Source organism: Dyella sp. (assembly GCF_035486915.1).
Lineage (GTDB): Bacteria > Pseudomonadota > Gammaproteobacteria > Xanthomonadales > Rhodanobacteraceae > Dyella_B.
The window spans coordinates 1-24,064 of the sequence record NZ_DATHMR010000154.1 but is presented as its reverse complement, the minus strand read 5'-3'; the positions used below and the strand labels follow the sequence as shown (position 1 = coordinate 24,064).

Annotated in this window: 22 protein-coding genes and 1 pseudogene; 7 read left to right on the top strand and 16 right to left on the bottom strand. The window is 60.0% G+C overall.

The window, feature by feature from the left end; all coding sequences use genetic code 11:
• Positions 1-392: aminotransferase class I/II-fold pyridoxal phosphate-dependent enzyme (locus VK725_RS12240; RefSeq protein WP_325318332.1), on the top strand; the 392-nt coding region annotated here is incomplete at its 5' end.
• 65 nt (positions 393-457) lie between these two features.
• Positions 458-1,444 carry a malate dehydrogenase gene (locus VK725_RS12235; RefSeq protein WP_325318331.1) on the top strand — a complete coding sequence of 329 codons (987 nt, stop codon included), beginning with the start codon at positions 458-460 and terminating at the stop codon, positions 1,442-1,444.
• Positions 1,445-1,652: 208 nt separating this feature from the next.
• Here VK725_RS12235 and VK725_RS12230 read toward each other — a convergent pair whose 3' ends face one another.
• From VK725_RS12230 to VK725_RS12190, 9 genes are all read right to left on the bottom strand, one after another.
• Positions 1,653-3,338, bottom strand: a complete 1,686-nt coding sequence (locus VK725_RS12230) for a ShlB/FhaC/HecB family hemolysin secretion/activation protein (RefSeq protein WP_325318330.1) — start codon at positions 3,336-3,338, stop codon at positions 1,653-1,655.
• A 134-nt stretch (positions 3,339-3,472) separates the two neighbouring features.
• Entirely contained in the window at positions 3,473-4,972 is a 1,500-nt protein-coding gene (locus tag VK725_RS12225; protein ID WP_325318329.1) for a collagen-like triple helix repeat-containing protein, read from the bottom strand.
• A gap of 295 nt (positions 4,973-5,267) precedes the next feature.
• Positions 5,268-5,996 (bottom strand): UDP-2,3-diacylglucosamine diphosphatase, encoded by a 729-nt coding sequence (locus VK725_RS12220; protein WP_325318328.1) that lies wholly within the window; start codon positions 5,994-5,996, stop codon positions 5,268-5,270.
• Positions 5,993-6,649, bottom strand: coding sequence for a peptidylprolyl isomerase (locus VK725_RS12215; protein ID WP_325318327.1), 657 nt, complete (start codon positions 6,647-6,649; stop codon positions 5,993-5,995). Before VK725_RS12215 ends, VK725_RS12220 begins: the two co-directional genes overlap by 4 nt.
• A gap of 90 nt (positions 6,650-6,739) precedes the next feature.
• On the bottom strand, positions 6,740-8,257 hold the full coding sequence (locus VK725_RS12210) for a Ppx/GppA phosphatase family protein (RefSeq protein WP_325318326.1): 1,518 nt from the start codon (positions 8,255-8,257) through the stop codon (positions 6,740-6,742).
• 67 nt (positions 8,258-8,324) lie between these two features.
• Positions 8,325-10,430: a polyphosphate kinase 1 gene (gene ppk1 / locus VK725_RS12205; RefSeq protein ID WP_325318325.1), complete on the bottom strand. Its 2,106-nt coding sequence runs from the start codon at positions 10,428-10,430 to the stop codon at positions 8,325-8,327.
• A gap of 54 nt (positions 10,431-10,484) precedes the next feature.
• Positions 10,485-11,786, bottom strand: a complete 1,302-nt coding sequence (gene phoR / locus VK725_RS12200) for a phosphate regulon sensor histidine kinase PhoR (protein ID WP_414648495.1) — start codon at positions 11,784-11,786, stop codon at positions 10,485-10,487.
• Positions 11,787-11,799: 13 nt separating this feature from the next.
• Positions 11,800-12,489 (bottom strand): phosphate regulon transcriptional regulator PhoB, encoded by a 690-nt coding sequence (gene phoB, locus VK725_RS12195; RefSeq protein ID WP_284395573.1) that lies wholly within the window; start codon positions 12,487-12,489, stop codon positions 11,800-11,802.
• Positions 12,490-12,598: 109 nt separating this feature from the next.
• The gene (locus VK725_RS12190) at positions 12,599-14,350 is read right to left on the bottom strand and encodes a M48 family metalloprotease (protein WP_325318324.1); all 1,752 of its coding nucleotides are present in this window, start codon (positions 14,348-14,350) and stop codon (positions 12,599-12,601) included.
• Between the two features lie 116 nt (positions 14,351-14,466).
• On the opposite strand from VK725_RS12190, the gene grxC reads away from it, so the two are divergent.
• From grxC to VK725_RS12175, 3 genes are all read left to right on the top strand, one after another.
• Positions 14,467-14,730: a glutaredoxin 3 gene (gene grxC / locus VK725_RS12185; RefSeq protein ID WP_325318323.1), complete on the top strand. Its 264-nt coding sequence runs from the start codon at positions 14,467-14,469 to the stop codon at positions 14,728-14,730.
• Complete coding sequence (locus VK725_RS12180; RefSeq protein WP_325318322.1) at positions 14,727-15,119, top strand: carboxymuconolactone decarboxylase family protein; 393 nt, start codon at positions 14,727-14,729, stop codon at positions 15,117-15,119. The genes grxC and VK725_RS12180 overlap by 4 nt, the downstream gene beginning before the upstream one ends.
• A gap of 216 nt (positions 15,120-15,335) precedes the next feature.
• Positions 15,336-16,349, top strand: coding sequence for an isocitrate dehydrogenase (locus VK725_RS12175; protein WP_325318321.1), 1,014 nt, complete (start codon positions 15,336-15,338; stop codon positions 16,347-16,349).
• Positions 16,350-16,481: 132 nt separating this feature from the next.
• On the opposite strand, the gene VK725_RS12170 is transcribed toward VK725_RS12175, so the two are convergent.
• The 7 genes from VK725_RS12170 to VK725_RS12140 all read right to left on the bottom strand — a co-directional run bounded on the left by VK725_RS12170 (position 16,482) and on the right by VK725_RS12140 (position 22,381).
• The gene (locus VK725_RS12170) at positions 16,482-16,949 is read right to left on the bottom strand and encodes a carboxymuconolactone decarboxylase family protein (RefSeq protein WP_325318320.1); all 468 of its coding nucleotides are present in this window, start codon (positions 16,947-16,949) and stop codon (positions 16,482-16,484) included.
• Positions 16,950-16,989: 40 nt separating this feature from the next.
• Complete coding sequence (gene sigJ, locus VK725_RS12165) at positions 16,990-17,889, bottom strand: RNA polymerase sigma factor SigJ (RefSeq protein ID WP_325318319.1); 900 nt, start codon at positions 17,887-17,889, stop codon at positions 16,990-16,992.
• Between the two features lie 58 nt (positions 17,890-17,947).
• Positions 17,948-18,871, bottom strand: coding sequence for an aspartyl/asparaginyl beta-hydroxylase domain-containing protein (locus tag VK725_RS12160; protein WP_325318333.1), 924 nt, complete (start codon positions 18,869-18,871; stop codon positions 17,948-17,950).
• A 113-nt stretch (positions 18,872-18,984) separates the two neighbouring features.
• Positions 18,985-19,773 carry a bifunctional hydroxymethylpyrimidine kinase/phosphomethylpyrimidine kinase gene (gene thiD / locus VK725_RS12155; protein ID WP_325318318.1) on the bottom strand — a complete coding sequence of 263 codons (789 nt, stop codon included), beginning with the start codon at positions 19,771-19,773 and terminating at the stop codon, positions 18,985-18,987.
• A gap of 27 nt (positions 19,774-19,800) precedes the next feature.
• The gene (locus VK725_RS12150; RefSeq protein ID WP_325318317.1) at positions 19,801-21,180 is read right to left on the bottom strand and encodes a PhoH family protein; all 1,380 of its coding nucleotides are present in this window, start codon (positions 21,178-21,180) and stop codon (positions 19,801-19,803) included.
• A 70-nt stretch (positions 21,181-21,250) separates the two neighbouring features.
• Positions 21,251-21,712 carry a peroxiredoxin gene (locus VK725_RS12145; RefSeq protein ID WP_325318316.1) on the bottom strand — a complete coding sequence of 154 codons (462 nt, stop codon included), beginning with the start codon at positions 21,710-21,712 and terminating at the stop codon, positions 21,251-21,253.
• A 105-nt stretch (positions 21,713-21,817) separates the two neighbouring features.
• Positions 21,818-22,381 (bottom strand): glycine cleavage system protein R, encoded by a 564-nt coding sequence (locus tag VK725_RS12140; RefSeq protein ID WP_325318315.1) that lies wholly within the window; start codon positions 22,379-22,381, stop codon positions 21,818-21,820.
• A 403-nt stretch (positions 22,382-22,784) separates the two neighbouring features.
• Here VK725_RS12140 and dapA point away from each other — a divergent pair, with 403 nt between their 5' ends.
• Together dapA and VK725_RS12130 are read left to right on the top strand one after the other, a co-directional pair.
• Entirely contained in the window at positions 22,785-23,678 is an 894-nt protein-coding gene (gene dapA, locus VK725_RS12135) for a 4-hydroxy-tetrahydrodipicolinate synthase (RefSeq protein WP_325318314.1), read from the top strand.
• 58 nt (positions 23,679-23,736) lie between these two features.
• A pseudogene (locus tag VK725_RS12130) lies at positions 23,737-24,064 on the top strand (hypothetical protein); the annotation flags it as partial.

Genomic DNA, 24,064 nt, shown 5'->3' with positions numbered 1-24,064 from the left:
CCAGCGTGCCGGAAGTGATCACAGCGGCGGCGGTCGCTGCGTTCAGTGGTCCACAAGACATTCCGCAGGCCAAGTGCAAGGAATTTGCCGAGAAGCGCGACATCGTCGTCAACGCGCTGAAAGCGATTCCCGGTGTGGTATGCCCGCGTCCGCAAGGCGCGTTCTATGCATTCCCGGATATCTCGGTGGCGTTTGGCAAGAGCCATAACGGCAAGCGCATCGAGAACGATGTTGATTTTTGCGCGGCGTTGCTTGAAGCCAAGGGCGTGGCCTGCGTGCCGGGTTCTGCCTTCGGCGAGTCGCGTGCGATGCGTATTTCCTATACCTGTCCGACGGCGCAGCTTCAGCCAGGACTGGACCGCATTACCCAATTCTTTGCCGAACTGACCTGATTTATTTACCGGCCCGCGTCGAAAGGATGCGGGCCTCGTTTTATGCACCTGAAGGAGTTCCCACGATGAAAGCACCCGTTCGTGTTGCCGTGACCGGCGCTGCCGGCCAGATTGGTTACGCCCTGCTGTTCCGCATTGCTGCCGGCGACATGCTCGGTCCGGATCAGCCGGTGATCCTGCACTTGCTGGAAATCACCCCGGCGCTGCCTGCGCTGCAGGGTGTGGTGATGGAACTCAACGACTGCGCGTTCCCGACGCTCGCTGGCGTGGTCGCCACCGATGACGTGAACGTCGCTTTCAAGGATGTCGATTACGCACTGCTCGTCGGCGCGCGTCCGCGTGGCCCGGGCATGGAGCGCAAAGATTTGCTCGAAGCGAACGGCGCGATCTTCTCGCCGCAGGGCAAGGCACTGAACGATCACGCCAAGCGTGACGTGCGCGTGCTGGTGGTCGGCAACCCGGCCAACACCAATTCGCTGATCGCGCAGCAGAACGCACCGGATCTCGATCCGAAGTGCTTCACCGCGATGGTGCGCCTGGACCACAACCGTGCGTTGTCGCAGCTCGCCGAGAAGACCGGCAAGCATACGACCGACATCAAGAAGGTCACCATCTGGGGCAATCACAGCTCCACGCAGTATCCGGATCTGCATCACGCCACTGTCGGCGGCAAGGCAGCGCTCAGCCTCGTCGATCAGAGCTGGTACGAGAAGGATTTCATCCCGACCGTGCAGCAGCGCGGCGCCGCCATCATCAAGGCACGTGGCGCTTCTTCGGCAGCGTCGGCGGCTTCGGCAGCCATCGATCATATGCGCAACTGGGCGCTGGGCACGGCGGAAGGCGACTGGGTGTCGATGGGTATTCCGTCGGACGGCTCGTATGGCATCAAGCCGGGCGTGATTTACGGTTACCCGGTGACGGTGAAGAACGGCAAGTATGAGATCGTGCAGGGTCTGGACATCAACGACTTCTCGCGCGCCCGCATGGATGCCACCGACAAGGAACTGCGCGAAGAGCGCGCTGGCGTCGAGCATCTGTTCGCCAAGAAGTAATTTGAGTTATTCGTTGCATCAAAACGGCCGCCTCCTTCAGGCGGCCGTTTTTTTGAGCATTAGAGGTTGAGTCCTCCTCCCTTCGGGAGCACGCGGAAGAGGGCACATGAATGTGCCCGGCTTTGGGGAGCGAGGAAGGTGCCGGCAGGCGGATGAGGGGCCGATCAGAGCGAACACATTTGATTGACGAGCGCAGTAAGCCCTGACTTCAATGCAACTGGTAACTAAAAGAAAAATCCACACGCGGCTCCCGATGCGGTGCCCCAATCGGAACATCCCCCACTGGCTCTGCAACCGTAAGATCGAACGCGTAGTAACGCTTATCCGTCCAACGCACACCCACGCCCGCCGTACCCAGCTTCGCCAACGAAGGCACACCCACATTGAGATAAACACGCGCAAACTGCCCGACGACGTAAGGCGTCACCTGTCGCACCCAAGTGTTGGACAGATCGTAATGCCTATTCACTTCCATCGAAGCGCCCCAGCCGCTGTCGCCTGATGTTTCTCCAGGATCGTACGCGAGCCCATAACGCGGGCCGCCAAAGCTGATTTGTTCGGTAGTGGGCAACGTGTCGTTGCTGTGTTGTCCGGTGATGTTGAAAACCGTCCCAAATCGTTGCGGCCACGCATTGCTCTGGATAAACGTAGCGGCATAGCGCGTGAATTCGGCATTGGTAGGAGTGACCAGCACGTTGTTGCCTACCTGCGTGACGACACTCGCACTAGCACCCAGTGCATTCAGCCCGTGCGCCATCTCCAGATCGATCTTCTGCGTGCTGTTGTCGTGCGCCTTGACGTAATCGAGTTTTGCATCGAGCACGCGCAAATCGTATTGCTGTAGCACGCTCGCACCGGTCACGGTGTTGGTATAGCGTTCCTGCAGTTCGGTCGCATACACACGGCCGGTGAGTGTTAGATTGGTGCGGCTATCCAGCAGCAACGGATAGGTAAGATTGATCGCGTATTGATCCTGATCCATGTTCTGTTGCAGATACGAAGGCAGCTGATTGTCCGTGTCCGGATTGCCTTGGTAGTGCGAACCACTCACATGGAGCATCAGACCGTCCGTGCTAACCGGTTGCATGTAAGCGAGTGAATACAGTCGTTGATCACCCGGACCGGAAGGCAGCAGCGTGGAGAAGGTCAGCTGCTCGCCGAGCGGCGTAAAACCGTTCTCCGTGACGGCAGTCAAACCTTGAATGCCGGGATGATTGAAATCGACGCCGGTTGTTGCGTTGAAGCGAGTGCGCGTCACATCGATCACCAAACGCGTTGCGCCATCGGTTGTCGTTGGCGCGGGAACGTTCGCATTGACGTGTATGCCCGGCAGCATGCCAAGCACCTGTAGATACCGTTCGAACGTTTTCTGTCGAAGCGGACGATCTTTGACGATATGTGCCGCAATGGCACGGATCTTCCGTTCCATGTTTCCTGCGTCGCCTTTGACGATCACGTCGGCGACGTAGCCCTCCACCACGGTGACATGCACGACACCGTCCGCGAAGTTCTGCGTGGGAACATAGCCGAATGACAACGCATAGCCATGTGCCTTGTAGACGGCCGTAATTTTCGCGGCCGCCGCAAGCACAGCTCCGACGGTAACCGTCTTGCCGCGCATCGGACTGAACAACGCCGCGGTCTCCTTGAACGGCACGGCGTGTACGCCCGTTACGTCGAAACGTTGCGGCGTGATCTGCGTGGCGAGCAGCGCAGCTAAGCGTGGATTCGCGGCCTGGGTCTGCACTTGTGTATTGACGCGCGGCGCATTCGGCGTTTCGACACGCGGCAAATTCTGTAGCGGGTTGGCAGTTGTCGGCGGGCGAAATTGCGCTTGCGCCTGCACCGACATGGCGAGCGACATGCCAATAGCCGGGCCGATCCATGCCTTCATGCGATGCCCCTGTTTGTCGTCTTCCATCACGACACGCGCTAGTACGGCAGATCGCGTGCCGGCCCCAAAAGAGGGAGGTGGCTCAGCGCCACCTCCCTACGACTTGCGTTCTCGTTGTCAGTCGATCGTTCGGTTTAAAGCGCGTGCTTGCCGAGCAGGCCACCTTTGCCGTTGCTCCCGCTGGCGGTATTCCCAAGCGTGCTGAGCAGGTTGCCTGTGCCACTGTCACCGGTCAGACCACTCACTCCGTTAAGCAGATTGCTCACGCCTTGCGTGACCGGTTGCAGCGGGCCATTCACGGCAGCGGTTGTGTTGGTTCCCAACGCAGCTACCGCCGAACCTGCCGTGCTTACCACCGATCCCACCGTGCTCGTGATGGGGTTGATAGCTGCAGCAGGACCGGAACCCGTGGCACCGGCCAGCGTCTGACCCGTCGTCGCCAGTGTCTGGCCTACGCCCGTCACCGAGTTGGTCGCGCCCACTGCTGTCACACCGACTGGATTGCTGATGCTGCCGGTTTGCCCCAGGCCGCTGGTAATGCCGTTACCGAGTGTCGTCACCGCGCCACCTGTGCCTTGCACGGTATTGCCGACGAATTGCGTAACGGGCGACGCCCCCGGCACCGACGAACTGGCGATCTGCGAACCTAGCGAAGAAACGATATTGCCGGTACCGCTGGTTGCCGCACCGCCAACTTGCGAAACGGCAGCGATCAGGTTGCCATTTCCCGGGCTGTTGCTTTGTCCAAGCATTGCCACCGGCGTCACTACGTTGCTGAGCGTCTGCGTGACCGCTTTGACGGCACCTGCGCTCAGTGCATTCTCAAGCGGCGTGCTTCCGTCGGATACGCCGTTGCCGACCATCGAAACCGCACCACCAAGCGTCGACGTGATCGGTTGAATCGGCGAGCCCTGGAAATCGCCAACGCTGGTTACCGTACCGCCCAGCGAGTTGACGGCTTTGCCCGTGTCATCCACAACACCACCAAGACTGTCGACCGTGGTACCTACGGGGTTGCTGGTGTTGCCGATCTGGCCCAGCCCGCTGGTGACGCCATTACCAAGTGCCGATACGGCGTTACCGGTGTTGGTGATCACGCCACTCAAGCCCTGCGTGGTCGGGGTGTTGCCGCCAAGCAGCGATTGATTGGGTATTTGCGAGCCGATCGTGCTGATCGCGCCACCCGTGCCGGAAACGACGTTACCAAGACCCGTGGCGACACTGCCGACAAGACTCGTAGGCTGCGGCGTGCCACCACCGCCTCCCGAACCCGATCCGCCTCCGGAGCCACCGCCGCTGCCGGAACCGCCACCCGAACTACCGCCCGAACCACCGCCACCGGTACCCGTGATGCCGCCACCACCCGATCCGGTACCTGTCCCCGTTCCAGTACCACTGCCCGAACCGGTGCCACTATTGCCGCTGCTGCCGGACGTGCCGCTACCGGAGCCGCTTCCTGTGCCAGAGCTCGAGCTGCCGCCCGAGCCAGTACTGCTTGGACTGATTGCAGATCCTCCGGAGGAGGATCGGACGGAACCCGAGCCACTGCAGGCCGCCAGTGAAATCACCGCGGCCATGATTGCCGACGCAAGACATGTTTGTTTGAATAAGTTGCCCGAAGAAGTGCTACGCATGATCGTCACTCCACGAACGCTGTGCGTTCCATCGAGGCGTTCCACCTGTAGTGGATGCGCTGAGGTAGACATCTATCCCTCCCGACCGGCCCCTGCTTTTCCGGTTAATCGGATAGAAGCCACGTACCTGCAAGAGCGGGAATCGGGCGTAAAAAGCGTGATGCGCGTCACGTGAAGACGCAGTGCAGACATTGTCTACACCTGAGGTTATCGACATCACACAGTTGGCTTGGGCCGTATAGACGGCCAAATGTCAGTTTGGCGTATTATTCTTTTGCGACAGGAATGAAATCGTTTACGGCGTTGGTAGCGCTTGAAGTGCGATACCTTCGGGTGTCACACGAAGCAGTGAACCTTGTTCATACCAATCGCCCAGAACGATACGGGTCGCCGGGTTGCCGGCGAGTTCAAAATGATGGATGGCAGGGCGATGCGTATGGCCGTGTATAACGGTCTGGACGCGAGCGTCGCGCATGGCCTGGGTCACGGCATCGGCGTTGACGTCCATGATGGTTTCTTTTGTGCTGCCGGTATGCGCACGACTGTCTTCCCGTGCCTTGGCGGCAAAAGCGCGACGCGCATCCAACGACATGGAAAGAACCTGCGCTTTCCATTCCGGTGTGCGTACGTTGCGACGCACGGTCTGGTAGGCAACGTCGTCGGTGCACAGCGCGTCGCCATGCATCAGCAGCGTGGGTTTACCGTACAGATTATGCACGGTGCCATCGGCGAGTAGCGTGAATCCAGCGCGCTCGGCAAACGCTTCGCCTAATAGAAAATCGCGATTGCCGACCATGAAATAGACCGGTACGCCGGCATCACGCACCGCGCGCGTGGCGCGGGCAATGCGTTGCGGCAATTCTGCATCGTCGTCATCGCCAATCCACGCTTCGACGAGGTCGCCCAGAATGTACAGCGCATCGGCATGGCGAACGTCATCGCCGGCCAGAAAGTCTTCGAATAGCGACGTGATGTGCGGCCGGCTATCGTCCAGATGCAGATCGGCAATAAACAACGTGCTCATGGCGACTTGCGTGAGGTACCAGTCGACGGTGCTGTGGGCGTTTCTTCACCGACCACATTCGCACCGTCGATCACGACGGGCGGATTGGGTACATCGGCCGAGAAGGGGCCTTGTGCATGGGTCGGCAAGGCGGCGATCTTGTCCACGACATCCATACCTTTGACGACTTTGCCGAAGACGGCGTAACCCCAGGTCAGTCCGCTCTGGTTGCCGGCATAGTCCAGACGGCGATCGTCGACCAGGTTGATGAAGAACTGCGCTGTGCCCGAATTGGGGTCGCCGCCGCGTGCCACGGCAATCGTGCCACGCAGGTTCGATAAACCGTTGTCGGCCTCGCTGGCCACCGGCGAGTGCGTGCGGCGCGGTTGCAGATCTTTCGTGTAAAGGCCGCCCTGAATCAGATAACCGGGAATCACGCGATGGAAGACGGTGCCGGCATAAAAACCCTCGTGCACGTAGCGCAGGAAATTGCTGACGCTCTTGGGTGCTTTGTCGGCGAACAGTTCCAGTGTGATATCGCCCTGCGATGTATGCAGCACCACCATCGGATTGGCTGCAGCAGGCGTCGCCGCATTGGCCGCTGGCGTAGCAGTCTGCGCGAAGGCAAGCGGAGTAGCGAGCAGAAAGAGGGCAGTCAGCAGGTACTTGGGCATGACAATTGGGCGGAGCGGCAGAAATAACGGTGCATGATACGCGGCCCAGAGCCGCTGTGCCTGTTTTGGCAAAGTGAGGGCGGCTTCAGGTCATTGCGCGGACAGGCTCAGCGCAAGGCCCAATTCGGTCATCGGCGTGATTTCCTGCTCCAGGTCCGCTTGGCTCAGCGGATGCTGCTCGAGCCAGTCCGCAGGAAGTTGCAGGGTAAGTCGCTGGCTGCTTGCAGCCAAGTGCAGGGGCGGCAGGGATTCTGCACGCCGCGCGCGTCGGAACAGCACCGCCAGGCGCAGCAAGGCGGTGATATGTCTGGCGAGCTGGCGATAACGCTGGGGCAGTGAGGCGAAGCTGGTTTTGTCCGGTTTACGGCGGTGAGCCTGGATGATGGCAGCCAGCAGATGCTGTTCCTGCTTGGAGAAACCGGCCAGATCGGCGTTGCGAAGAATGTAGGCGCCATGATGATGGTGCTGGCTGTGTGCGATGGCCAGACCGATTTCGTGCACGCGAGCGGCCCACGACAACCATTCGCGCGCTTCGGCATCGAGCTTCCACGTTGCGGCGACCTGATCGAACAACATGAGCGCGGTGGATTCCACGCGACGTGCCTGGGCACGATCCACGCCGTAGCGATTGGCCAGTGCATCGATGCTGGCCGTGCGTGGATCGCTGCCGCCTGCGCGACCGATCAGGTCCCACAGCAGACCTTCGCGCATCGAGCTTTCACACACTTCCAGGCGCTGAATGCCCAGCGCGGCGAACGCGGCTTCGAGAATGACCACGGCGCCCGTGAAAACCGGTGCGCGTTCTTCGGCCAGGCCCGGCAGTTTCAGCGTGCTGATTTGCCCTTGTTCAAGCAATGCATCGCGCAGCGATGCGAGCGAGGCGGGCGTTACGCCATGGTCGGAGAGTTTCATTGCCTGCACGACGGCGCCAATGGCCTTCGCACTACCGGAAGAGCCGTAGGCATCCACCCAGCCGGACTCCAGATATTCCTCGGAGAACTGCTGCAGCAGCACGCCGATTTCGCCGCGTGCACGCTGCCAACGTTTGCGCGTGAGCTTGCCGCCTGGGAAAAAGCGTACGGTGGTGGCAATGCATCCGACCTGCACACTTTCCGTATGCATCGGTGCCAACCCGCGGCCGATGATGAACTCTGTGCTGCCGCCGCCGATGTCGATGACCAGGCGCGGCTCGCGTGACGCGGAAAGATCGTGTGCGACACCCAGGAAGATCAAGCGGCCCTCTTCGCGGCCGGACACGACTTCCACTGGGTGACCCAGCGCGGTTTCCGCAGCGGTGAGGAAAGCTTGCGGCGAGGCCAGTCGCCGCACGGTGTTCGTCGCCACAGCGCGCACGCGCGCGGTAGGAATGCCAGCGATGCGCTGACCAAACCGGGCTAGGCAGTTCAAGGCGCGCGCGCGGTGTTCGGCGTCCAGCGTGCCATCGGCGCGAAGACCGGCCGCCATGCGCACGCTGTCGCGCAGGCGATCGATCACGCGCGGCTCCCCGTGCTCCATGCGTGCCACGACCATGTGGAAACTGTTCGAACCCATATCGACGGCGGCCATCAGCTCGCCATCCTTGATCTGCGTCTGGTCGCCGAGGCTCACGCATCGCTCCTGGTCGGGACTGGCTTGGATTCTGGCATGTATGGGTAAAAGGTCTGAAGTCGCATCGTTACGTGGAAGCGTTGAGGCCGCTCAAGCGTTCAAGCAATACCTGCTGCGCGGTATACGGCGCGTGTGCGCCAGGTGTGGCGCGTTCGTAATGTCCGTCGCTATCGAGCAGCCATGCCTGAGTGTTATCGGCGAGATAGTTCGCGAGCGTTTCATCGTAAACGCGCTTCGCCAGCTGTGGATCGATGATGGGAAAGGCGATCTCGATACGTCGCATCAGATTGCGTTCCATCCAGTCCGCGCTGGCGCAGTAGATTTCCGGCTGACCGTCGTTGGCGAACCAGTAAACGCGACTGTGTTCGAGGAAGCGCCCGACAATGGAACGAACGCGAATGCGCTCGGAGACGCCGGGCAAGCCCGGGCGAAGCGTGCACGCGCCGCGCACGATCAGGTCGATATCCACACCCGCTTGCGCCGCGGCATACAGCGCCTCGATCACACGCCCTTCATTGAGCGCATTGAGTTTGGCGACGATGCGCGCAGGACGGCCGTTGCGCGCGTGCGTGGCCTCGCGCGCGATCTTCTCGATGATGCTGTTGTAGAGGGTAAACGGCGAATGCAGCAAACGCTTCAGACTGATCATCGGACCCAGTCCCGACAATTGCTGGAACACCTTGTGCAGGTCTTCGCCAATTTCGGGATCGGCCGTCATCAAGCCGATGTCCGTGTACAAGCGGCTGTTGGCCTGATGGTAGTTACCCGTCGACAAATGCGAATAACGCCGCAAATGGCCGTTCTCGCGGCGCACGATCAGCATCATTTTGGCGTGTGTCTTGAAGCCGACCACGCCATATACCACTTGCACGCCGGCTTCCTGTAGCCGTGTGGCGAAACGGATATTGGCTTCTTCGTCGAAGCGTGCGCGCAGTTCGATCACTACCGTCACGTCTTTGCCTTTGCGTGCGGCTTCGACCAACAGATCGACCAGTGGCGTGTCTTTACCTGCGCGATACAGTGTTTGCTTGATGGCAAGGACGTCCGGATCTTGCACGGCTTCTCGCAGAAGATCGACAACCGCCGTAAACGATTCGTAAGGATGATGCAGAAGAATGTCGCGCTGGCTCAGCACGTCGAAGATACGCTTGGCGCCAAGGAGCGCAGGCGGTATGGCGGGTGTGAAGCGCGGAAATTTCAGGTCGGGGCGATCGATGTCGTCATACACCGTGCCTACGCGAATGATGTTCACCGGTCCGTTGCAGCGATAGACGTCGGTTTCTTCCAACTGGAAGTTGGAGATCAGCATCGACACGATGGACTGCGGACAATCGCTACCGATTTCCAACCGAACGGGACGTGCGTAACCACGGCCGAGCAATTCCTCGGTCAACGCACGAGCGAGGTTGTCGACTTCTTCTTCCACGATCAGCTCGCTGTTGCGCGTCACGCGGAACTGATAGGAGCCGGCCACTTTGAAGCCGGGGAACATCGTGTCGACGAACGCCTGCAGCAGTTCGGCGAGGAACACGTAATGATCGCCCGTGCCGCCAACCTCATCCGGAATGCGGATGATGCGCGGTAGCGAACGCGGCGCGCGCACCAGCGCCATGTGGCCTTCATGACCGAACGCATCGCGACCCTGCAGCACCACCGCGATGTTCAATGTCTTATTGAGAATGCGCGGGAAGGGATGCGCCGGATCCAGACCCAACGGCGAAAGTACCGGCAACACTTCGTTTTCGAAATAGCCCTGCAACCACCGGCGTTGCCGCGCCGTCCACTGTTTGCGCGTGAGGAAATGAATGTTTTCCGCCGCCAGCGCAGGCCCCAGTTCGTCGTGCCAAGTGGCGTACTGTGCGCCGACCAGATCGAGCACGCGTTCACGGATATGTGCAAGCAGTTCGCCGGATGCAATGCCATCCGGGCCCGGCGCTGCCGAGCCGAATTGGTGATGATGCTTGAGCATCGCCACGCGCACTTCGAAGAATTCGTCGAGATTGCTCGCGACGATGCTTAGAAAGCGCAGGCGTTCAAGCACTGGCGTGCTCGGATCGCGAGCTTGTGCGAGGACGCGGAAGTTGAATTCAAGCGCAGCCAGTTCACGGCTCAGGAAAAGCTCGGGCTTGGGCGCTTCGTTCACGACGGGTTGGATGGCTGGGCGACGCGGCATCCGCGCATTCTCGCCTATCAACTGCCTTTACGCCTACGCCTTTGTGCCCATCGCTCAGTGGACGTCGAGCGGTTTGCTGACGTCGTGGACTTCCGGCGTGAGCAAGCGCTCGGGGCCGAAGCAGCAGGTGAAGGTGGAACCCTGGCCCGGCGTGCTGCGGATATCCAGACGGGCCTGATGCAAGCCAAGCACGTGTTTGACGATGGAAAGACCAAGGCCAGTGCCACCGCTGTCGCGCGAACGGCTTGAGGAAACACGATAGAAGCGTTCGGTAAGGCGCGAGAGATGATCGGCGGGTATGCCGTAACCCGTATCGGTCACCGAATAGTTGGCGCCTTCGGCTGTACGTTCCCAGCGAACGGTGATGCGTCCGCCGGTTGGTGTGTAACGCACTGCATTGCTCACCAGGTTGGAGAGCGCGCTGTGCAGATCCTTCGGCGAGCCGAGCAGATCCAGCTCGGCCGTCGATTCCATCGTGATGGTATGACGGCCCTGGCTCAGTGCTTCGGCTTCCTTGCGCAGCGTCGCCAGAAGCGGCGCCATCTGCACACGTTCTTCGCTGACGTGATCTTGTGTCTCAAGGCGCGACAAGGTCAGCAGATCTTCGACGATCTGACCCATGCGCTTGGACTGTGCGCGCATCTCGCCGAGCACCGGCGCCAGATGCGGAACATCTTCCGGATCGAGCAATTCGAGATAACCGTGAATCACCGTGAGCGGTGTGCGCAATTCGTGCGACACGTTCGCGACGAAGTCACGGCGAATCTGTTCCAGGCGCGACATGTGGCTGATATCGCGCGCAAGCAGCAAACGCTGGCGCTGACCGAAGGGCAGCATGGTCACGTTGATATGGCGGCTCGGCTGCCCCGGTGCGCTGACATCGTTCAGCGGCTCGGGCGAGGGTTCTTCCAACCAGCCGGCGAGTTCGGAATTGTGCAGCTTGTCGCGCAGCACGACGCCACGATCCTGTGGACGACGCAGACCCAGCAGGCTCTCCGCCGCATGATTGAACCAGCGTACGTGCTGATCCTGATCGAGCAGCACGATGGCATCTGGCAGATTGCCGGCGGCTCTGCGCAGATCGTGCAAATTGGCGGCTAAGCGTCGGGAGCGCATCATGAATCGGTCATGCCGGGGTTGGTCTGGGTCGCTGTTCTTGTCGAGGGCGGGTGAGTTCATGATTGTCTTAGCTATGTGACGCAAGTGCGTCAGTAGCAAGACAATCTCTGCTATAGCAACGAGCGCCACACCCGTGGCTACATGGCCTGCGGCCAGCCAGCCCACCAAACCGCCTGCAAACAAGCCGACGACTAGCGCGAGAGGAAATTTCCAGGCGCTGTCGAGCAAGCGGTTCATGGCGACGTGGGCGTCAGGGGCTTGCCGAGAATCGATAGCCTGCACCTCGGACCGTCTGCACCATGTCTTCGAGCTTCCACGGCTCGAGTGTCTTGCGCAGGCGCCGGATATGCACATCGACGGTGCGTTCTTCCACGTACACGCTGCCGCCCCACACGTGGTCGAGCAGTTGGGCGCGGGAGTAGACGCGTTCCGGATGAGTCATGAAGAAGTACAGCAGACGATATTCGGTTGGGCCGATCGGCACCGGCTCATCGACCGCAAACACACGGTGTGCCGGACCATCGATGCGCAGACGACCCAGCTCCACCATGCCCGAGCCGTCATCGCCCTGGCTGCGGCGCAGTACGGCCTTGATGCGGGCGATCAGTTCGCGGGTGGAGAAGGGCTTGACGACGTAGTCGTCCACGCCGGCTTCCAGACCGTTTACACGGTCCATTTCCTCGCCGCGTGCGGTAAGCATGATGATGGGGACTTCGCGGCTGAGTTCTTCCTTGCGCAGGCGGCGGGCCAGATCCAGTCCGCTGGTGCCCGGTAGCATCCAGTCCAGCAGGATGAGGTCGGGAACCTGCTCGGCAATGGACATCTGGGCCGTGCGTGCGTCGGCAGCCTGGGCGGTATCCATACCGGCCTTGCGCAGGGCGAAAGCGACCATGTCGCGGATGGAAGCTTCGTCTTCAACAATCAGGATGCGTTTGTGCACGCTGGGTCCAATGGGGTTTGCCTATGACGCAAATATTGCAGCGGTGCAATGTTACGTGGCAATGACACAATGTGAAATTTAATTGTCAAAGACTTGAAAGACGCGCTTTTTAGTGCTTTTCACCCGAAATACTTGGGCAGCTTGACAGGCCGCAGGGCGACCAGTCCAGCGTCTGCATGGATTGCTGCAGACCGTCCATGGCTGAATCATGGTCGTTTAACTGGGGCGTCTGGTCGTTGCCATCCGGGTTGTCGTCGGTCGAAACACGCCGTTTGCGCAGTTCCATCACCAGCGGGGTGAGTTCGGCGATATGGGCCTGAATGCGTGCCCGGGCGTAATAATCCAGATCCTTGCGCTTGAGCAGACCCTTGAGCTGTTCCACCGCGTCGAAGGGGCGGCCGGAGAGATAACTCGCCTGCGCGTAGGCCTCCCCGGCACGGACGGGGTCGCCCGCTCGTTCGCTGGCGCGTGCGTAGGCGGTGAAAATGTCCGGTTCGTCGGTACTTTCCAGCATCGGACGAAGCAGGTCTGCGGCTTGTGCGGCTTGAGTCCCGGTACCGCCCTGAGTGAGCGCGTTGGCATAGGCAACCGCGATCGCCTTGTTGTGCGGAGACTGCGTGTTGAGTACAGCGTAAATATCCAGCGCGGCAGCACGTTCGCCGGCCTGCAGCCGTGCATCGGCCATCCCTAAGCGAAGGACAATGCTTTGCGGATATTTGACCAGCAGCGGCTGCAATTGAACGATGGCCTTGCTGCCTTGACCGGTACGCGTGAGTGCCAACGCGTAACCGTAGTGGTTTTCCATCGTGTCGTTGCCGGGTTTGCTAGCCGCTATCAGCGAACCGTAATACGTGGCCATGTGATACGGGTCGTCAGACAGCACGCGCACGCGTTCACGCATCAACAAATAAGTGCTGGGACCGTTTGGATCCTCGCCTTTCGCGTTGAGCAGCGTGGTGGGATCTTTGACGTAAGCAATCGGCGCCGTAATGCCTTCCCAGTCGGCCTTGTTGAGCAGATTGCCATTGGGTTGCTTTTTCTGTTCGGCGATCAACGACGTCGCGCGCGCTTTCGCGTCGGCGATGCGATCGGCGGTGACGGGGTGATCTTGCAGCAGCGAAGGCACCTGGATACCGCCGGAATCGGCGCTCATTTCATCTTCCATGCGTTGGAAGAATTCGGCCATGGCGTTGGGATCGAAGCCTGCCTTGGACAAGGTCATGATGCCGGTGCGATCGGCTTCCGCTTCATCCTTGCGGGTGAAGTTGATCTCTTTCTGCGCGATCGCGCCCATGCCGCCTTCCAGCAACGCCGCTGTGGCACCGCCATTGGAAACGCCGCCTGCAGCAATGGCGCCCAATGCAACCAAGGCCATCAGTGGTTCGTCTTTCTTCGCCGATTCGTAAGCACGCTGCAAATGGTTCTGCGTGATGTGGCCGATTTCGTGCGCCATCACTGCGGCAAGTTCGTCTTCGTTGCGCGTGATGATGATCAGGCCGGAGTCGATGCCGATGTAACCGCCCGGTGCGGAGAACGCATTGATCACCGGATCCTTGGCAATGAAGAACGCGAAGTGATCCTTCGGCTTGGCCGAATTGGCAACCAAGCGGAAGCCAAGATTGTTGATGTAGTCGTTCAGCAGCGGATCGTCGACAACCATGTCGAGCGCGCGCATCTCCTCGAGCATTTCCTGGCCGTAATCATTAAGTTCCTGATCCGTAACCAGGGCATTGGCCGAGCTGCCCAGATCGGGCAGGCGGATATTGTCCGGCTTGTCCTGGGCGCCCGCAGCCAGGGTCAACCCGGTCAGGACCAGGGTGGTCAGCAAGCGTTTACGCAGATGTCGTGGTGCCATGGTCATAGATGAACGACAATATCACTTGTGACCTTACGGCGAGGTTGCAGTTCAGCACCAAACGGGTTGTTTTTAAAGGCCGCAGCCGCCATTTCCTGCGCAGGTTATTTCGGAGCTTTGCAATGCCCAAGATCGAAGTCTATTCCACCGCGGTGTGCCCTTACTGCGTGGCCGCCAAGAACCTCCTCAAGGCCAAGGGCCTTGCCTGGGAGGAGGTGCGCGTGGACACCGACCCGGCGCAACGCGACTTGATGCTTCAGCGCAGCGGCGGCCGTCGTACGGTGCCGCAGATTTTCGTCAACAATCAGCTCGTAGGCGGTTACGACGATCTGGTCGCCGCCGATCGCAGCGGCAAGCTGGCGGCGCTACTGGGTGAAATGGCATGAGCACGGAAAAGGATCGCCTCGCCGAATTCACCGCTTTTCGTCAGCGTATGAACGAACGCATCCTGGGTGAAGACAACCAGGTGGTGCGGCGCTTCTTTGCGCTCGACACGCAAACCTACAAAGCCGGTGCGCTGGATGTGAAAACCAAGGAGATGCTTGGTTTGGTCGCATCGATGGTGCTGCGCTGTGACGACTGCATCAGCTATCACGTTGCGCAATGCAAGGAAGCGGGTGTGACGCGCGAAGAATTCTTCGAAGTGTTCAGCGTTGGCCTGGTGGTGGGTGGATCGATCGTGATCCCGCATCTTCGCCGTGCCGTGGATTTCCTCGATCAGTTGGAGTCCGGCGGCGCCGCCACGCAGGGCGAAAACTGCAGCGAACATCCGTAATCGCTTTTGCCCCCTCTCCCCATCGGGGAGAGGGGGCAAATACAAAGAGCCATTCTTCGTGCGAGTTGATGCAACGCTCCCTACGAGGATTTCCAACGCTCCAATCCCGTTTCGGGCTGTTCGACGACAGCCGCATCGGCGATAATTGACGGGTTTTCAGCCTGGCGCCCATACCCCTCGCGCTGGCTCCCCCGCTTCAATCCAAGGAGTTTCCCCATGAGCAAGACCATCGCGGTGATCCCGGGCGACGGTATCGGCCCGGAGATCATGAGCGCCACGTTGCACGTGCTCGATGCGCTCGATTGCGGCCTGAGCTACGACACGGTCGAAGCGGGCATGATCGCGCTGGAAAAGCATGGCGATCTGCTGCCCAAGGCAACGCTCGAAGCCATTGCCAAGCACCAGGTGGCGCTGAAGGGTCCGCTGACTACGCCGGTGGGCGGTGGTTTCACCTCCATCAACGTCACGTTGCGCCGTCACTTTGATCTATACGCCAACGTGCGCCCGGCAATCAGCTTTCCGGGCACCAAGGCGCGCTACGAGAACATCGACATCATCACCGTGCGCGAGAACACGGAAGGCGCGTATCTGGCCGAAGGTCAGACACTGTCCGAAGACGGTGAAGTCGCGACCTCGATGATTCGCAACACCCGTAAGGGCAGCGCGCGCATCGTGCGTTATGCGTTCGAGATGGCGGTGAAGAAAGGCCGCAAGAAAGTCACTGCGGTGCACAAGGCCAACATCATCAAGACCGCTTCGGGTCTGTTCCTTAATGTAGCGCGTGAAATCGCCAAGGAATACCCGCAGATCGAGTTCAACGAAATGATCGTGGACAACGCCTGCATGCAGCTGGTGATGCGTCCGGAACAGTTCGACGTAATCGTCACCACGAATCTGTTCGGCGATATTCTTTCCGATCTTTGCGCAGGTTTGGTGGGTGGTCTGGGGCTTGCTCCGGGCGACAATATTGGCGAGCACGCAGCGATCTTCGAAGCGGTGCATGGCTCCGCGCCGGATATCGCCGGCAAGGGCGTGGCCAATCCGTGTGCACTGCTGCTTGCAGCCGCGGACATGCTTGATCACTTGGGCATGGTTGAGAAGGGCACGCGGCTGCGTCAGGCGATTCGCGACACAATGGCGAACGATCGCGATCATGTGACGCCGGATTTGGGTGGCAAGGGCAATACGCAGAGTTTTGGCGAAGCGATTGCGAAGCGCGTTAAAGCCTGATCGTGCGATCACCTTCAAAAAAAGCCGCCTATCAAGGCGGCTTTTTCTTTTTGTGGACGTCCAATATTTCCAGGCGCTTCAACATCACCCTCATTCCGGCGAAGGCCGGAATGAGGGTGTGAGAGGTGCGGGTCAGGCGGCTTTGCGGCTTGTGGGCTGGAATGAACCCGCTTCCGTCTTGCTCGGTATCGCAATGCGATTCCAGCTGTTGATCATAATCACCAACATATTGAGATCCATCAGTTCGCGCTCGTTGAACTCCGCACGTGCCTGCTCATAAACATCATTCGGAACCCCATGCACTGGGTCCAGACGCGTCACAGCTTCGCACCACGCGAACGCCGCACGTTCTCGCGCGCTGTAGAACGGCGCTTCGCGCCACGCCTGCAGCAAATACAACCGCTGTTCGGTTTCGCCTTCGGCGCGTGCTTCCTTGCTGTGCATATCGATGCAGTACGCACAACCGTTGAGTTGCGAGGCGCGCAACATCACCAGATGCATCAGGCTCTTCTCAAGTCCGGAATGGTCGATATACGCCTTCATCGCAAACAGCGGCTTTAGGGCTTCAGGATTGTCGTAATAAGAAAAGCGGGCTGACATGGGGAAACTCCTCGTGTGAAGGGCGACCCTCTTGGGTCGTTCAATGCAAGGACGTGCCAGCCTGTGATTTCGTGACAGCTTCCAATCGGGCCAGTTTGGCCGGGTTGCGAAGGACTTGGAGGGAGACGATCTGATCGTCGTTGCACTCGATCCAGATCACGGTGACGAGCTTGCCGTCCGCCCAGGTCAGTAGCGCAGGTGCACCGTTGAGTACGTGCAGTTGGCGCTGAACCTGATGGCCTTGCTCCATGAGGTTGATCTGCAGATACAGCCGCGCGATGCGCTCGGCACCGTATAGCGGACGCAGCGTGGCCGAGACGGCGCCGCCGCCATCCGCAACGTGCACAGCATCGGCTGCAAGCAAGGCGTATAGGTTTTCTTCTGTAGGTTGCTCCAGCGCCACCGCGAAACGCTCCAGCAGGCGTCGCTGCGTTTGTGCATCGCTCGTAAAGCGCGGTCGATCCTGACGCAAGCGTTGCCGGGCGCGATGAACGCGTTGCCGACAGGTTTCTTCTGTAATGCCTAGCATGTCCGCCGTTTCGGCATGGCTGTAATCGAAAACCTCATTCAAGAGGAACGCAGCGCGTTCTTCCGCGCTCAGTCGTTCCAGCAAAACCAGAAACGACAGTGTGAGCGTTTCAGTGCGCTCGGCTTGTTCCTCCGGCTGCTCGCTCGTTTCGATCAGTGGTTCGGGCAGCCAGGGTCCGGTGTAATGGGCGCGTTCGACTTTGGCGTGACGAAGGCGATCCAGCGCCAGGCGTGTGGTGACTGCTACCAGCCACGCCTCGGGATCATCCAGGCGATTTTTGTCCTGCGCGTCCCAGCGCATCCAGGCATCGTGCAATACGTCTTCCGCATCGGCTGGGGTGCCGAGCATGCGGTAGGCAAGCCCAAGCAGTCGAGAGCGTTGCTTTTGGAAATACGCGGTGTGGTTGTCCATGGCAGTTTTCCGGTGACCTGCAACAAGGACGTACCACGCACCGGAAACGTGACAATCCTTAGCGCACGAACGGCCAGGGCGCGAGGAACACCAGCCAGATAAAGATCAGCATGCCGATGTACTTCACTGTGCGGAACAAGCGGGGGTATTTCCTCTTGAAGGCGCGATTGCGTTCACGGCTGCGCTGATTCAAGGCAAACATGCGATTGACGAAGCCCGTCTTTTCTTCCGGCGATTCGGTGTTGGGCGAAGCGGTGATCTTGCCCATGAATGCGCCGACACGGTGGTTGATCGCGTTCATGAAACCGGTGCGTAGCGGGCGTTCGACGTCGGCGAAAAGAATCACGCGCGTCTGATCGGTCTTGTTCTCCACCCAGTGCACGTAGGTTTCGTCGAACACGACATCCTTACCGTCGCCCCAAGCATGCTCTTCGCCGTCGACGAAGATGCGGCAATCGCGCGAGTTGGGGGTGATCAGGCCAAGGTGGTAGCGCAGCGAGCCCGCAAAGGGATCGCGATGTGGATTGAGTTTGCTGTTCGGCGCCAGGGTCGCGAACATGGCGGCTTTCACGCTTGGAATCGATTTGAGCAGTGCGACGGTTTGCGGGCACAGCGTTTCGGCGGATGCCAGCGGCTCGCCATACCACTTCAGGTAAAAACGCTTCCAGCCTTGCTTGAAGAAACTGTTGAAGCTTGCGTCGTTGCTTTTTTCCGCGGCGCGGATGTGCCCATCGTCAAACAGCTGCAGCGCTTCTTCGCGAATGGTTTTCCAGTTCGCTTGCAACAGATCCAACTGCGGAAAACCGCGACGATCCAGAATGGGCTTTGCCGGCACCGCCGAGAACGCGTACATCAACAGGTTGTACGGCGCGAAGATGGCGGAGTGATCAACCAGCTGACGATCGAAGCGCAAGCGCGTACGTCCACGCAGATGCACCAGCAGCACGCACAGCGCAAAGGCCAGCAACACGTAGAGGATGATGAAGCGAGGGCTGAGGAAATCCATCGTGAATAGCGGCTCGGGTGGCGCCAGGGACAAAGCGGGAATATGCGGCCGGATGGCCGTCGCTCAATGATTTTACGGCTTTTTGCAGATTAATGATTCAGCACGTAAAGGTCGCCGCCACCGGGCTTGTACCCGCGTTTCAGCGCGCGATGAACGTACGCCGTAGCCCGACGCACCGCCGATCGCATGGTGTGGCCCTTGGCCAGTTCGGCGGCAATGGCCGATGCCAGGGTGCAGCCGGTGCCGTGACCCTCAATAGGTAACCGGGCGTGGCGAACTTCCATCATTCCGCTTTCATCGAAGAAGCGATCTATCACCTCTTCGCCCCGTGCGTGGCCGCCTTTCAGCAAGACCGTGCGGGCGCCAAGGGCGCGCAGCGTTTCCCCGGCATTCACCATTTGATTGGCTGTGCGCAGCGAGCAACCGATCAAGGCTTCGGCTTCCGGGAGGTTAGGGGTGAGTACGTCGGCGAGCGGGATCAATTCGTTGACCATGGCGTCGATGGCCTCGTCATCGAGCAGTCGGGAGCCGCTGGTGGAAATCATCACCGGATCGACAACCACCCACGCCGGTTTGCGTTTGCGCAGTTCGCGAGCGACGAGGCTGACTGTCGCAGCGTTGCCGAGCATGCCGGTTTTTACAGCGGCGATGGGGAAGTCGTCGAACAGTGCTTCGATCTGACTTTGAATATGTTTGAGCGGAACGGAGTGTATGGCGGTCACGCCGCGCGTGTTTTGCGACGTGATCGCTGCGATAACGGAAAGGCCATGCACTTCGTGCGCATGGAATGTTTTCAGATCCGCTTGAATGCCTGCACCACCGCCGGAATCGGATCCGGCGATGGTCAGTGCTATCGGTGGTGCGTTTGTTTTTGTCACGCTCTTTGCCCGCTGTCGTGGCAGAGCTTATAGAGCCTCGGACGCAAAGTCAGCCAGACGCGAACGTTCACCGCGACGCAGCGTGATGTGTGCCGAGTGCGACCAATGCTTGAAGCGGTCCACGGCGTACGTCAGGCCGGATGTGGTTTCCGTCAGGTAGGGCGTATCGATCTGCTCGACGTTGCCCAGGCAGACGATCTTGGTGCCGGGGCCTGCACGCGTAATCAACGTTTTCATCTGCTTTGGCGTCAGGTTCTGCGCCTCGTCGATGATCAGATAGCGCGACAGGAACGTGCGTCCGCGCATGAAGTTGAGCGAGCGGATCTTGATGCGCGACGCGAGCAGGTCGTTGGTAGCCTGGCGTCCCCAACTGCCGCCTTCTTCCGGGTTGGCGAGCACTTCGAGGTTGTCGGTGAGTGCGCCCATCCACGGCGTCATCTTTTCCTCTTCGGTGCCGGGCAGGAAACCGATGTCTTCGCCGACCGAAACCGTCGCACGCGTCATGATGATTTCGCGGTAACGCTGCTGATCCATCACTTGCGCCAGGCCCGCGGCGAGTGCGAGTAAGGTTTTGCCCGTGCCAGCTGTGCCGAGCAACGTGACGAAATCCACGTCGGGGTCCATTAGCACGTTGAGTGCGAAATTCTGTTCGCGATTGCGTGCGGCAATGCCCCATACGCTGTGATTGCTGTGACTGTGATCATCCAGCAGCACCAGCGTTGCGCGTTGCTCGTCCACATGCATGACGCGCAACTCGACACTGTTTTCGCCGGGTAGGAACAGGCATTGGTTGGGATACCAGTCTTCATCCTCGCGACGGTCGAGCTTGTAGAACGTGCGCCCGCGTTCGTTCCATGACTGCACCTCCGGATGGTTGTCCCAGAAGTTTTCCGACAATTCGGTCGAGCCGGTGTAGAGCAGGGCGAAGTCATCGAGCGCGCGATCGTTTTCGTAGTCCTCGGCATCGATGCCATAAATCTTGGCCTTGATGCGCAGATTGATGTCTTTGGTGACCAGAATGACCGCACGATCCGGATTCTGATCGCGCAGCTCGATCACGGAAGAAAGAATCTGGTTATCCGCTTTACCGTGGCCATTGCTGGTGCGCTGCTGGAAATACAAACGGCCGACCGCGCCGCCGCGCTTGAGCGTCACACCTTCCGGGTTGGTCAGTTCCAGGCCATTGCTGATGCCGTGACCGTTGCCGCGTTCGATCAGCTCATTGAGGAAACGACTGACTTGGCGGCCGTTGCGTGAAACTTCCGAAGCGCCTTTCTTCTTTTCATCCAGTTCCTCCAGCACCGTCATCGGAATGAAGACGTCGTGTTCTTCAAAGCGGAACAGCGAAGTGGGGTCATGCAACAGCACGTTGGTATCGAGGGCGTAGATGCGCTTGCTTCCGGTCATGCGGAAGGAACCTCATAGGGCTGGAGGTTGGAGGGACGTAGCACGTTGATGGATGCGTGAGACGTGGAAATCACCGGCTTGGAATCGCGTCGAGCACCGCCTGGGCATGGCCGGGTACTTTCACACCCCGCCACTCCGCGGCGAGCTTGCCGTCGGGGTCGATCAGAAAAGTACTGCGTACCACGCCCATGTGACGTTTCCCGTACAGCACCTTCTCGTGAATCACGTCGAAGGCGTTGCACCAGGTTTCTTCGGGATCGGAAACCAGCGGGAAAGGCAGCTCCTGCTTGCTGGCGAAATTGGCGTGGGATTTTACGGAGTCGCGCGAGACGCCGATGATTTCGGCATGGCGCTTGCGGAATTTCGGATAGAGGTCGCGGAAGTCTTTGGCTTCGTTGGTGCAACCGGGTGTGCTGTCCTTGGGGTAGAAGTAGACGACTACCCATTGTCCCTTCAGTGAATCCAGTTTCAGCGTGCTGCCGTCGCCGGTGACGCCTTGAAGCTTAGGAACTTTCTTTCCTAGGTCGGGCATGAGTTCTCCAAAAGCCTGACTGAGTTTTGCGCTTGCCTGGGATGGAGACTAGCGCGTGTCGGGCAGTGGAAAACAGCCTTGTAAGATTAATCCTGGCGGAGCATCCTAGAACTTCACCGGATCCATGATGGCGTCCAGATTCAGGCCATCGCAGAACTCGAGAAAATCGTCGCGCAAGGCGGCAATGTGGATTTTGTCCGGTACGCCGATTGTGAATTGCGCCTGGAACATGGCGGCGCCTGTTTGCATGGCCTGATAGCGCATCGAGCTCAATTGCTCCACGCTGATTTCGTGACGGCTGAAGAAATCGACGATCTTCACCAGAATGCCCGGCCGATCTGACGACACCACTTCCACGAGATAAGGCAGCAAGTGGCCGCTGGGCTCGCGCGGCGCCGTACGGTAGTACGTCAGGCGCAGCTCTTCTTCACGGGCCAGCTTGGTCAGCGCCGTTTCCAGTTTCGCCACCGCGTCCCACGCACCCGTGGCGAGCAGGGTGAGCGAGGTATCGACGCCGATGGTGGAGACGCGCGCATCCGACAGATTGCAGCCCGCATCGGCGATACGGCGGGCCAACGCGAGCAAAGGCGTGCGTGCCGCAGGAGTCAGCGTCTGGATCAATAGATGGTGGTCGTTGCTGGATCGCGCGGAAAAAGGAGTGCTGGACATGGAAGGTGGCGATCCCGTGTCGTGCGGGACGACGACAGACGATAGCCGAGCTTACTTGCCCGTCCTGCGAGCCCGCAAGTAAGATACAAGGATGCCCTGAACCATTCTGCGCAGGCGTCACCGCACTGTCTGCGCGCATATCGAAGGGGCATTGACGAAGGCAGACTGGCCGTCTGTCGAGTCGATGCGCCGAAGATATGGGGGCAGACAGTGTCGGCCCCACATGTTGGATTTCAATGATGGGGTGATATTCAGAAGGCCCGCCGAGCGCGCCGTGCGGCTTGGCAAGACGGCCAGTCTTCCCTGCGCCACACAGCACGCTCGGCGGGCCTTCTGAATATCATGCCGCCTGCGCAGAATGGTTCAGGGCATCCTTTTGGCTTGGTTTTGTGCGGATGGCACCATGGATATTCGCGGAAGCATCTGCGCGCTGGTTACCCCGTTCGGTCCGGATGGGGCGCTCGATCTGGCGGCATTCGGTCGCCTGCTCGATTTCCAGATCGCAGGGGGCACCCAGGCAGTGGTCGTCGCCGGTTCCACCGGTGAAGCTCATATGCTCGAGCACGATGAATACGATCGATTGCTGGCCTTTGCGGTCGAGCACGTTGCCCGTCGTATTCCCGTGATCGCCGGTACCGGCGAGGCGGGCACCGCAAAAACCGTGGCTCTCACAAAACGCGCGCGCGCTCTGGGTGCCGATGTGGCACTCGTGGTGGCCCCTTATTACGTGCGCCCCACGCAGGAAGGTCTGCGCCGCCATTTCCTCGAAGTGGCCGAGCAAGGCGGTCTGCCGACGCTGCTTTACAACGTGCCGAGCCGCACCGCCTGCGACATTTCGTCCGACACCACGGCCGTGCTGCGCGATCATCCAGCCATCATCGGCATCAAGGAAGCGCGCGGCGACGCCGAGCGCATCAAGCGGACTGCGGAACTTGTTCGTCCGGATTTCGTCTATCTGTCCGGTGATGACCAGACGGCGGGTGATGCCATGCTGCAGGGTGCGGCGGGCACCATTTCGGTCGTGGCCAACCTGGTACCCAGGGCTTTCCGTGCACTGTGCGATGCGGCCACCGCGGGCGACCGCGTGGCTACGGTGCGTTGCAACGCCGCCCTCGATCCGCTGGTGCAGGCGCTCAACTGCGCGCCGAACCCGATCGCGGTGAAGGCCGGTCTGCCTGATCTGGGGCTGGGAACGGCTGCGCCGCGGCTGCCGTTGGTCGAGCTGGAACACGGCCCAGCGCGCGAACAGTTGCGCAAGGCCGTGGCGACTCTGGCATCCTTGGCGGATGCCGCCTGAAAGATTGGCTGTCCCGACTTCAAATAATTCACTACGGAACATCACGGAATCCCTCTACATGAAGAAATCTTCTCTCGCCGTTGCCCTGCCGGCCCTGGCTCTCACTGGCCTGCTACTTTCGGGCTGCGGCATGTTCCGTAGTGAACGCGCTTGGCAAAACGCTCAACAGCAATCCCCGCTGCAAATCCCGCCGGGCATGGATACGCCTTCGGCCAGCGCCGCGCTGGTGATTCCGCCGGAGGGTAGCAATCAGCCATCGGCAAACGGTGCGACGGCGCGCGTGGGCAACAATCCCGGCACGATTACGGACGGCTTCATCATGGCTGACAACCCCCAGGACACCTACCGTCGCGTGGGCGAGGCATTGGCCAATGGCGATCTTGGAA